This window comes from Vannielia litorea, from assembly GCF_018424695.1.
Lineage (GTDB): Bacteria > Pseudomonadota > Alphaproteobacteria > Rhodobacterales > Rhodobacteraceae > Vannielia > Vannielia litorea_A.
In genome coordinates, this window is the sequence record NZ_QTNQ01000113.1 from 1 (window position 1) to 10,193 (window position 10,193).

Sequence of the window (10,193 nt, forward strand, 5' to 3'; positions counted from 1 at the left end):
GGGCAGGGCTGTCATGGGGGCGCCTTGCAACTCCTTGAGGAGCTTGCGGGCCATCGCCTCGGCATAGGTTTCGAAACTCCGGGCCGTCATCACGAAGGCGCCCGGACCGTGGATCACCTGCGCCTTGTAATAATCGGACAGCTCTCCAAGCGTCACATCGCCGTGGTCTGCCAGCGTGTCGCCAATGGTCAGCCCGTTCACCACGATGCCGGCGAGTGGCGGGGTGTCGCGCACATCCTGCGGGCGGGGGCCGGTGTTGTTCTTGCCATCGCCGGACAGGTCGATGGTGCGCTTGGGGCAGGCGGGCGCCCGGGCGATGAGGGCGGCGCCGAAGAGCATGGCGGCACCGATCGCCGTGGTCGGCGGCGCAGCCTGGCGTGGCGTGTCGCGCAGGCGCCCCACCACGCTCTCGAGCGTTGCTGGAGAGGTGATGGCGATCCAGTCGATGAGCAGGCGCTGGAAGCTTTCGTCGGACCATTCATAGACCGCCAGCACCACAGGGCGCTGGGTGCCGGTCAGGAGCGCGGAGGCCACCTCCGGGTCCGACAGCGCCTGTGCGAGGCCGTCCAGCTGGAGGCGATACTCTTCGGAGTCGACCGAGCCCGACACGTCGAGGCCGAGCGCGAGGGCCTGGCGGCAGCTGTCCTGAGCGATGGCGGGCAGCGCCGCGAGGGCGATCAGCGCAGGGATTTTGATGAGTATTTTCAGCAAGAAAATGGACAGGGGGCGGCGCTTCCTCATCGGGCGGCCAGCCAGGCGCGGGCGGGCTCGGAGAGGCGGAAGTGGCCTTGCATCGGGTGGTCGAAGAGCATGTTCTCGGTCCGCGTGCCCGAGCCGATGTTGTGGGTCACCAGCGGGGTGCCGTCGGGCGCGATGCCCTCAGCGATGATGCCGATGTGGGGCAGGTTGGAGCCGGTGAGGCGGAAGCTGACGATGTCGCCGGGGTGAAAGGCTGCCAGGTCGGAGGAGAGCGGCAGGGCGGCCCCGGCGCGGGTGAAGAGAGTTTCGAGGTTGGGCACGCGGCGGTGGTCGATGTTGCGATCGGTGGTCTTGAGGCCCCAGATTTTCGGGTAGGCGGAGAAATTCGCCTTCATGTCGGCGTTGACCACGGCCTGAAGGTCGATCCCCCAGGCATCGCGCAGGGCGCGGATCACCACGTCAGAGCAGACACCGCGCTCGCGGGGAAGATCGCCGCCGGGAAACTCCAGCCCGACATAGGCCGGATCGTAGATCACCGTTACTCCAACCTGCTCCTCCGCCGCTGTGGCCAGGTCGGTGCCCGGATCGGCAGCCACGGGGCCGGCCAATGCGATGAGCAGCGCGAAGAGCCTCATGCGGCAGCCTCCTCATCGGCGTGTGGCAGCGGGCGGCGCGGCGGGCGTTGGGGGGTGCGATAGAGAAAGTCGCGCATCACGAGGGTTACGGTGACGAAGGCCACGAAGAGCAGCAGATACCACGACCCCATTTTTGAAAAGCTCACCATCTGCGTCCAATGCTGCCCCGGGTAAGCCCAGGTGCCGGTTACCGTGCCGATATTCTCGGCCACCCAGACCATGAGGGCCACCAAAAAGGCCGTGAGCGGGAGCGGCATCCAGAGCGGGCGCGCGCCGACGTAGAACCAGACGCGGGTGCGGGCGAAGAGCAGGAGGGTGGCGGCGAAGAGGGCCAGCCGGATGTCGGGCAGGAAGTGGTGGGCGAAGAAGTTGACGTAGATCGCGCAGGCCAGCACCACCGTCATCCAGAACGGCGGGTAGGGGGCGAAGCGCATCTCGAAGATCCGCGCCACCCGGGCGATGTAGCTGCCGATGGAGGCATACATGAAGCCCGAGAACATCGGCACGCCCATGATCTTGAGAAACCCCGCCTCGGGGTAAGACCAGCTGCCTGCCTGCACCTTGAAGAACTCCATCGCCGTGCCGGTGAGGTGGAAGAGGGCGATGACCTTGGCTTCTTCCCATGTTTCAAGGCGCGCCCATAGGAAGAGCACCTGCGTGGCCAGTGCGAAAACGACGAGAAAGTCGTAGCGGGCGATGGGCCAGGATGGTTGCCAGACGGCCTTGGTGGCGAGGATGGCCACCAGCAGCAGCCCGCCGAAGAGCGCGGCCCAGCCCTGTTTGAGGGTGAACATCACGAGCTCGGCCAGCCAGCCCGGCAGGCGGCGGCGGGCCCAGTCGCCCATGCCGCGCTCGAGCCGGCGCGTGCCCCCGTCTATGTGAATGCGGGGGTCCATCAGAAGGTGGATTTGAGCCCGAAGGTGATGCCGAAGGTCTCGGTGCTGTAGAGGTCGACGGTGCTGTCGTTGCGCTCCCAGCTCACGCCGACTTCGGGGGCGAAGCCGTAGTAGTCGGCTTCGGCGAAGAAGAAGGTCACGCCCAGTTTTGCGCGGTCATCCAGCCGGTCTTCGCCGAAGAGGGAGCCTTCGTAGTCGCGCTGCTCGAGCGCGGCGGAGATGGTGGTTTCGGCGGTAAACACGGGCTCGGCCAGCTGGAAGGCGGCGGTGAGCTTGCGGGCGGAGTGGGCCACCAGCGCGCTGTCGGACTCGACCTCCTTGGCCGAGGCGATGAGGGTGAAGCGGCCCGCGTCGAAGCGGTGCGACACGCCCAGTTGCAACTCGGCGGAGGAAAGTGAGCGGTCGGGGTTGTCGATCCGGTCCTGCCATTCGCCCAGCAGCGCCGTCCAGCCCGAGGTTTTGGGCGCGAGGCGGAAGGTTTGGCCGGCACGGGCGCGGGTGTAGGTGAGCAGCTCTTCGCCGCCATACCAGCTTTTGCCGATGGCGATTTCGGCGTCGAAGAGGCCGAAGCGCGGGCCTTTTGCGTCCCGCGGGCGGGGCTTTGGCGCGCGGGTGAGGCCGAAGGAGAGTTCGGCGGAGGTGTAGGCATAGTCGCTGGCGTCAGCCTGCGGGGCCTGATCCTGTGCCTCGCCCGAGAGCCAGTAGCGCCTGGCCTCGATGCTGCCGCCGAAGCGCAGGATGGTGCGGCGGCCCGAGCGGATGCGGTATTCGGTCGAGAGGCCGAGGGAGAGTTCGGTGCCCGAGAGCGCCTGCGCATCGCCGGAGAGGGCGAAGCTGAGGCCGCCCAGCTCGATCCGGTCAGTCGCGGCGCCGTTGTTGATGTTGGAGGAGGGCGTGAGCGAGAGCGTGACCGAGCTGCGCCACGGGTTACGCCCGCGCACATAGGCGAAGTCGCGCTCGGCGCCCGCGCGGGCGGCGTCGGTCGGCGCAAACTCGGCTGCGCGGCGCAGCCAGAACTGGGCACGGGTGCGCTTTTCATCCGAGGCCAGCGCCTGTGCCATGGCGATGGAGGCGTGGTAGCGCTCCTTGTCGGAGTTCGCCGCCTGCCAGGCCTGGCTGGCGTAGGCCTGGGCCTCGTCATAGCGACCGAGCGCGCGGGCGGCGCGACTGGCGGTGGTGGCGGCGGCGACATCGCCCGGGTCGAGCGCCAGAAGGGCGCGGGCGAGGTCGAGCGCATAGGCGGGTTGACCCGCCAGCACGGCCTGCGCCGCGATCTGGCGGGTTTCTTCAGGCGTGACCGTGCGCGACTGGGCCGCAGCCGGGGCCGTCAGGAGCAGGAGCGCGAGAAGCGAGCGCCCGAACAGAAGGCCGAGGCCGCGGGCCGGGCGCATGGCTTACGGATCCGTGGCGATGAAGACGCCGGTTTCCTGCGCGTCGAAGGTGTCGACCACGTTCGGGTCGAAGCCGCTGTCGGTATCGGCACCTTCACGGGCCGGACCCTGGATGACGATGAGGCCCACGATCTCTTCGGAGTTGGGGCCAGCAAAGGCGCCTTCCCAGCTGCCGGTCTCGAAGGTGGTGCCGGCATTTGTGCCGGTCCGGTCGAGCGAGGTGGCGGTGCCGTCGAAGATGAAGCCCTGGTCATCGGCAGAGGCTGTAGCGAGGCTGATGGCGGGCAGGGTGCCGAGGAAGTTTCCGTCGGTGTCGTAGACGTTGCGGGTGCCGATGATGCCCTCGATCGCGCCGGTGGTTTCGAAGTCGAGGAAGTCGACGTCGATGGTTGCGGTGGCGGTGGTGAAGGTCACGTCACCCGAGCCGGTGCCAAAGGTGGACACGCGCACGCCCGCGTAGTTGCCCTCGTAGACGGCCTCGCCCTCGCGCGCGATGTCGGGGGCCGAAACCCCGGTGCGGGTATACTGTGCGCCGCCCCAGCCGAAGCCGTTGTAGTCGCCAGTGCCCACGGCGGAGGCGGTGGTGTAGGCGCCGGCGCCATAGACCGCGAAATACTTCCGCTGGTTGGTTTCTGCCGTCGCGTCGCCGCTTTCATATTGCTGGAAGGGGGCGCCCGTGGCTTCCACCGCGGCGAGGCCCATGTAGGTGTAGCGCTCGTCGCCGGTGCCTTCGGGGCCGTCGAACGGCAGATCGTCGATGGTCAGCGTATTGTCGGCGTTCAGCGTGATGCCTGTCACGTCGCCCTGGAGACGGGTGGTTGTGGTGCCGGTGGTCACCGCGCTGTCGTCTGCCGGGCTGCCACTGTCGGTGCCGGTTTCCTCACCTGCGGCGGGGCCGTTGGTGACGGGGTTCGTATCTCCTCCAGAGCAGGCCGCAAGCGACGTGAGGAGGGCGATGGCGGGAAGGCTGGAACGCATGATTGACCCGTATGTTTTTTGTATCTGCTCGTATTTTGCGGGTAGATTTCCCGCGATGGCCCCAGAAGTCAACGATTTGTGAGTGGCTGTGCCCGCGAAAGCTGCGACCGTTGCCGATCCGTCGTCTTCGGGCAACGATTACCACATCCGGGGTCCGCTTTTCTGCGGTGCGCGAGATGTGGTAGAAGGCGGGGCGGCAATCTGGGGGAATCGGTGAAGCAATATCTTGATGCCTTGAGGGAGGTGCTGGAACGCGGCGAGCAATCGAGCGACCGCACCGGCACCGGCACCGTGAGCGCCTTCGGGCTTCAGGCGCGCTATGACCTGTCCCGGAGCTTTCCTTTGGTGACGACGAAGAAGCTGCACCTGAAGTCGATCATCCATGAGCTGCTGTGGTTTCTCTCGGGCGACACCAACATCCGCTATCTCAAGGAAAACGGGGTGCGGATTTGGGACGAGTGGGCCGATGAAAACGGCGATCTCGGGCCTGTCTATGGCCGCCAGTGGCGCGACTTTCCGCAGTTGGTGCCCACGGATGCCGTGGCGAACGGGCAGAGGCTTTATGAGCGGCGCTCGGTGGACCAGATTGCCACGCTGGTGGAGCGGATCAGGGCCACGCCCGACAGCCGCCGCCTGATCGTCAGCGCGTGGAACCCCGGCGAGGTGGATGAAATGGCGCTGCCGCCCTGCCACACGCTCTGGCAGGTGCGGGTGTTGGGCGGCAAGCTGCATTTGCAGCTCTACCAACGCTCGGCGGATATGTTCCTTGGCGTGCCGTTCAACATTGCCAGCTACAGCCTGCTGGCGGTGATGCTGGCGCATGTGACGGGCTATGAGCCGGGGGAGTTCGTGCATTCGATTGGCGACGCGCATATTTACTCCAACCATATGGAGCAGGTGCGCGAGCAGCTTTCGCGCGAGCCGCGCGAGCCGCCGACACTGCGGCTGGCGCGGGATGTGAAGAGCCTGTTCGACTTCCGCTTCGAGGATTTCGTGATCGAGGGGTATGACCCGGCCCCCGCGATCAAGGCGCCGGTGGCTGTCTGATGCTGTCGTTGATTGTTGCCCGGGATCGCAATGGCGCGATCGGGAAGGATGGCGACATTCCCTGGCGGGCGCCGGAAGACCTGAAGTTCTTCAAGCGTGAAACGCTGGGGGGCGCGGTGATCATGGGGCGCAAGACCTGGGAGAGCCTGCCGTTCAAGCCGCTGCCGGACCGGCTGAACCTCGTGGTGTCGTCGCGGACGGACCTCGGGGTGCACAGCTTTCACCGCCCGCCGAACGCGGTCCAATATGCCTATGACGCCGGGCATCGGCGTGTCTATGGCATTGGCGGGGAAGGAATTTTCAAGGCCTTCATGCCCGAGGCGGACCGGCTGCTGATTACCGAGGTCGATGTGGCGGTGGAAGGGGCCGATGCCTTCATGCCTGCCTTTGATGAAGCGGAGTGGCGCCTGGCCGGCGAAACCGTGCTGCGAGAGGACGGGCCACGCTGCGTGCTGCGGGAGTGGCTACGACGATAGGCGGATGGTGGGCAGATTGCCCACCCTACGGGCTGCGGCTAAGGTCTGGCCCATGAAACGGATTTTCCTTGGCGTGCTGTTCTGGCTCCTCGCGTTGCCCGCGCTGGCGGAGGGCGTGACGGTGTTTGCCGCTGCCTCGCTGAAGGGCGCGCTGGACGAGGTTGTGGCGGCCTGGGGCGCGGAGACGGGCGGAGAGGCGCGGATCTCCTATGCGGGCTCTTCGGCGCTGGCGCGGCAGATCGCGGCAGGGGCGCCGGCGGATGTGTTCATTTCGGCCAACCCGGAGTGGGTGGACTGGCTGGAGGCTGAGGGGGTGGCGCTGGAGCGGGTCGATTTTCTGAGCAATTCCATGGTGTTGATCTCTGCCGCCGAAGATCCGCGCGCTGGGCTTGACCAACTCAAGGGCGCGGACCGGGTGGCGATGGCGCTGGTGGAGGCGGTGCCCGCCGGGATCTATGGCAAGGCGGCGCTGGAGAGCCTGGCGCTCTGGGAGGCGGTGGCCCCGCGCGTGGTGCAGGCCGACAACGTGCGCGCGGCGCTGGCGCTGGTGGCGCTGGGCGAGGCGCCGATTGGGATCGTCTACGCGACGGATGCCCTGGCGGAGCCGCGTGTGCGGGTGGTGGCGGCGTTCCCGGAGGATAGCCACCCGCCGATCCTTTACCCGGCAGCGGCGCTCACAGAGGCGGGCGCGCCCTTGGTGGAGTTCCTGCAAGGCGCTGAAGCTGCAGAGATTTTCGCGCGGCACGGCTTTGGGCTGGTGACGGAGTGAGCTGGCTTGGCCCGCAGGAGTGGGCGGCGGTGGCGCTTTCGCTCAAGGTGGCTTTCTGGGCCACGCTCTTTGCGCTGCCGCCGGGCATCTTCGTGGCCGTGGCGCTGGCGCGCTGGCGCTTTCCGGGCCGGGAGATCGTGAACGGGCTGGTGCATTTGCCGCTGGTGCTGCCGCCGGTGGTGACCGGCTACCTGCTGCTGATGACCTTTGGCACTAGGGGCTGGCTGGGCGGGGCGCTGGCCGAGATTGGGGTGGTCTTCGCCTTCCGCTGGACGGGCGCGGCGCTGGCGGCGGGGATCATGGGATTTCCGTTGCTTGTCAGGGCGATACGGCTCTCGGTCGAGGCGGTGGACCCGAAGCTGGAGCAGGCGGCCGCGACGCTGGGGGCCTCGCGGCCTTGGGTGTTTCTCACCGTCACGCTGCCGCTGATCCTGCCGGGCGTGATCGCGGGCGGGGTGCTGGCCTTTGCCAAGGCGATGGGGGAGTTTGGCGCGACGATTACATTTGTTTCGAACATCCCGGGCGAGACGCAAACCCTGCCGCTGGCGGTGCACAACTTCATGCAGGTGCCCGGCGCGGAGGCCTCGGCCTGGCGGCTGGTGGTGGTGGCGCTGGTGGTGGCGATGGGGGCCTTGCTGCTGAGTGAATGGCTCTCGCGGCGGGTGGCGGCGCGGGTGGCGGGCCGATGACGCTGGACGTGGCGCTGGTGATGAAGCTGGGGGGATTCACCCTCGATTTGGCCTTTGCCGCGCCGCCGGGAATTACCGTGCTCTACGGTCGCTCAGGCTCGGGAAAGACGAGCATCATCAACGCGGTGGCGGGGCTGGCGCGGCCCGATGCAGGGCGGATCACTGTGGAGGGCGAGGTGCTGTTCGACAGCCGCGCGGGTGTGAACATGCCGGCCCACAAGCGGCGGATGGGCTGCATCTTTCAGGATGCACGGCTGTTTCCGCATCTCACCGTGGCGCAGAACTTGGCGTATGGTCGCTGGTTTTCGAAGACCGGGCCGGAGGAGGCGCGGGTGGTGGAGATGCTGGGCATCGGGCCGCTGCTGGCGCGCCGCCCGGGCGGGCTTTCGGGCGGGGAACGGCAGCGGGTGGCGATTGGCCGGGCGCTGATGGCGGGGCCGCGCATGTTGCTCGCCGATGAGCCGCTGGCGGCGCTGGACGAGGCGCGCAAGGCGGAGATCCTGCCTTATTTCGAGCGGCTCAGAGACGAGATGGGCGTGCCGGTGCTCTACGTATCCCACAGCCCTGCCGAGGTGGCGCGGCTGGCGACGACGGTGGTGGCGATCGACGCGGGGCAGGTGGTGCGGCAGGGGCCGGCGGCGGATGTGCTGGGTGACCCGCAAGTGACGCCGCTGGGCCCGCGGGCGGCAGGCACCGTGCTGGAGGCGCGGGTGCTGGCGCACCACAAAGACGGGCTGAGCGAGCTGGATGCGGGCGGGCTGCGGCTGCATCTTCCGGCGGTCAGGCACAAGGAAGGCGCTTTGCTACGGGTCCATATCCAGGCAGCGGACGTGATGTTGGCGACGCACCGGCCGCAAGGCGTTTCGGCCTTGAACGTTTGGCCCGCGCGAGTGACGGAGTTGCGCATGGGCACCGGCCCCGGCGCGATTGCGAAGCTCGATGCGGGCGGGCAGGTGGTGCTGGCCCGGATCACCCGTCGTTCGGCGGAGGCGCTTGACCTGGCGCCGGGGCGGGAGGTTTTTGCGGTTCTGAAGGCGGTTTCGGTGGCGCCGGAGAGCGTGGCCTGAGGTCGGCCCAGGAGCGAAACAAGCTATTGGCCGACGGGCGGGCCCGGCGGCCTTTTCATTTATCGGTCGGGGGATTGCTCCCCTGCTGTCGGTCGCTGCCGTTCAGAGCAGCTTGAGGTCGCCCGCACTTTCGCGGCCATCCCGGCCGGGGATCATCTCGTAGCTGATCTTCTGGTTGTCGGCGAGGCCGGTGAGGCCTGCGCGCTCGACGGCGGAGATGTGGACGAAGATGTCCTTGCCGCCATCATCGGGCGCGATGAACCCGTAACCTTTTGTCGTATTGAACCATTTCACGGTGCCGGTGGGCATTCCGTTTCTCCCTCTCAAGTCGCGGCCCCAGTCCTGCGGGCCGATAGCAGTCCGGTCTTCAGTCTTCCGGTCCGCGTCAGAGGCAGTATCGGTCGTGAAGTCTCCGTGCTTTGAAGGATTGAGGTGCGATGTAAAAAACGCAAGACAAAGCAGGAGCCTGAGGGGATTCTTGCAGGCTGTGGCCGAAAAAGAGGCGGAAGCGATGAAAATTTATGGGCTAAAAACCTGCGATACTTGCCGAAAAGCAGTGAAAACAAGCGGCGGCACGCTGATTGACGTGCGCGAAAATCCGCTTACGCAGGGGCAGTTGGAGCAATTCTGGACGGCCTTCGGGGAGGCGCTGCTGAACCGGAAGTCCACCACATGGCGGGGGTTGGATGAGGCGGAGAAGGCCAAAGAGCCGCTGGCGCTTCTGGCCGCGCACCCGACGCTGATGAAGCGGCCCGTGGTGGAGAAGGACGGGCAGGTGTGGCTGGGTTGGGGCCCCGAGGTGCAGGCGGCCGTCCTGGCGTGACGGGTGGTGGGCAGATTGCCCACCCTACGCGGGCGCGGCGGCGGGACGGAAGGCGGTGAGGGCCCGGTCGACCGAGACGGGACCGGCGCCGCGCAGGACCAGCACGCCAAGCGCGAAGACCCAGAAGGCACGCTGGTCGAGCAGGAGCGCATTCGAGGGGGCATCGAACCATGCGCCGATGTCATCGCCCGTCACGCCGTGGCCGTAGACATCGACCACGCTCTGGACGAAGACGAAGCCGATCATCGCGAGCGAGGCGAGGCGGGTGAAGAGCCCGATGACGATCAGCACCGGCAGGATCACCTCGGCCCATGTGCCCGCGAGGGTGACGGCCCAGTGGAAGACGGTGAGCTGGCTCACGTCGTAATTTGCGGCCTCCATCGCCTTGGGAAAGATGGTGACATAGGCCCCCGCGTCGGGGCGGAAGAGGCCGAGCACCCCTTCGCCAAACTTCGAGAGGCCGGAGTTGAGGTAATAGACCAGCAGCACCCCGGCGAAGACGAGGCGGGCGAGGCTGGGGATGAGCCATGGTGCGGCGGCCTCGAGCCGGAGGGCGGTGGCATCGTAGAGGCTGAGAAGGCGGGTCATGGCTGGACCTCCGTGATTGCGCCGCCCGCGATCAGGGCGGCGAGGGTGCTGGTGATGTCGAAGCCGTCGGGCGTGGCCTCTTCGAGGGTGTCGCCGCTGGCAAGGGCGGCGAGGAAAGCGGGGGCCTCGTGGGGC

Annotated in this window: 13 protein-coding genes; 6 read left to right on the top strand and 7 right to left on the bottom strand. The window is 67.3% G+C overall.

What is annotated here, in order from left to right; translation table 11 throughout:
* From DYI42_RS21785 to DYI42_RS21805, 5 genes are all read right to left on the bottom strand, one after another.
* Positions 1–711 (bottom strand): DUF1194 domain-containing protein (locus tag DYI42_RS21785; protein WP_244868077.1); only part of this gene is annotated, 711 nt, incomplete at its 3' end.
* Positions 712–737: 26 nt separating this feature from the next.
* On the bottom strand, positions 738–1,334 hold the full coding sequence (locus DYI42_RS21790; RefSeq protein ID WP_213548949.1) for a DUF1287 domain-containing protein: 597 nt from the start codon (positions 1,332–1,334) through the stop codon (positions 738–740).
* The gene (locus tag DYI42_RS21795; protein ID WP_244868078.1) at positions 1,331–2,230 is read right to left on the bottom strand and encodes a DUF817 domain-containing protein; all 900 of its coding nucleotides are present in this window, start codon (positions 2,228–2,230) and stop codon (positions 1,331–1,333) included. Before DYI42_RS21795 ends, DYI42_RS21790 begins: the two co-directional genes overlap by 4 nt.
* Positions 2,230–3,621, bottom strand: a complete 1,392-nt coding sequence (locus DYI42_RS21800; protein ID WP_213548951.1) for a hypothetical protein — start codon at positions 3,619–3,621, stop codon at positions 2,230–2,232. The genes DYI42_RS21795 and DYI42_RS21800 overlap by 1 nt, the downstream gene beginning before the upstream one ends.
* 3 nt (positions 3,622–3,624) lie before the next feature.
* Positions 3,625–4,599 carry a hypothetical protein gene (locus tag DYI42_RS21805; RefSeq protein WP_213548953.1) on the bottom strand — a complete coding sequence of 325 codons (975 nt, stop codon included), beginning with the start codon at positions 4,597–4,599 and terminating at the stop codon, positions 3,625–3,627.
* A gap of 213 nt (positions 4,600–4,812) precedes the next feature.
* Here DYI42_RS21805 and DYI42_RS21810 point away from each other — a divergent pair, with 213 nt between their 5' ends.
* The 5 genes from DYI42_RS21810 to modC are packed head-to-tail and all read left to right on the top strand — an operon-like array spanning position 4,813 to position 8,647.
* The gene (locus tag DYI42_RS21810; protein WP_213548955.1) at positions 4,813–5,646 is read left to right on the top strand and encodes a thymidylate synthase; all 834 of its coding nucleotides are present in this window, start codon (positions 4,813–4,815) and stop codon (positions 5,644–5,646) included.
* On the top strand, positions 5,646–6,122 hold the full coding sequence (locus tag DYI42_RS21815) for a dihydrofolate reductase (protein WP_213548957.1): 477 nt from the start codon (positions 5,646–5,648) through the stop codon (positions 6,120–6,122). The genes DYI42_RS21810 and DYI42_RS21815 overlap by 1 nt, the downstream gene beginning before the upstream one ends.
* Before the next feature lie 52 nt (positions 6,123–6,174).
* Complete coding sequence (modA, locus tag DYI42_RS21820; RefSeq protein ID WP_213548959.1) at positions 6,175–6,891, top strand: molybdate ABC transporter substrate-binding protein; 717 nt, start codon at positions 6,175–6,177, stop codon at positions 6,889–6,891.
* Positions 6,888–7,580, top strand: a complete 693-nt coding sequence (gene modB, locus DYI42_RS21825; RefSeq protein WP_213548961.1) for a molybdate ABC transporter permease subunit — start codon at positions 6,888–6,890, stop codon at positions 7,578–7,580. Before modA ends, modB begins: the two co-directional genes overlap by 4 nt.
* Positions 7,577–8,647, top strand: coding sequence for a molybdenum ABC transporter ATP-binding protein (gene modC, locus DYI42_RS21830; protein ID WP_213548966.1), 1,071 nt, complete (start codon positions 7,577–7,579; stop codon positions 8,645–8,647). Before modB ends, modC begins: the two co-directional genes overlap by 4 nt.
* 102 nt (positions 8,648–8,749) lie before the next feature.
* Here modC and DYI42_RS21835 read toward each other — a convergent pair whose 3' ends face one another.
* Positions 8,750–8,956 carry a cold-shock protein gene (locus DYI42_RS21835; protein ID WP_074254814.1) on the bottom strand — a complete coding sequence of 69 codons (207 nt, stop codon included), beginning with the start codon at positions 8,954–8,956 and terminating at the stop codon, positions 8,750–8,752.
* A 202-nt stretch (positions 8,957–9,158) separates the two neighbouring features.
* Here DYI42_RS21835 and DYI42_RS21840 point away from each other — a divergent pair, with 202 nt between their 5' ends.
* Positions 9,159–9,470, top strand: a complete 312-nt coding sequence (locus tag DYI42_RS21840) for an arsenate reductase family protein (RefSeq protein ID WP_213548962.1) — start codon at positions 9,159–9,161, stop codon at positions 9,468–9,470.
* A 24-nt stretch (positions 9,471–9,494) separates the two neighbouring features.
* Here the strand turns inward: DYI42_RS21840 and DYI42_RS21845 are convergent, their stop codons facing one another.
* On the bottom strand, positions 9,495–10,058 hold the full coding sequence (locus DYI42_RS21845) for a DoxX family protein (RefSeq protein ID WP_213548964.1): 564 nt from the start codon (positions 10,056–10,058) through the stop codon (positions 9,495–9,497).
* Positions 10,059–10,193: the final 135 nt, after the last annotated feature.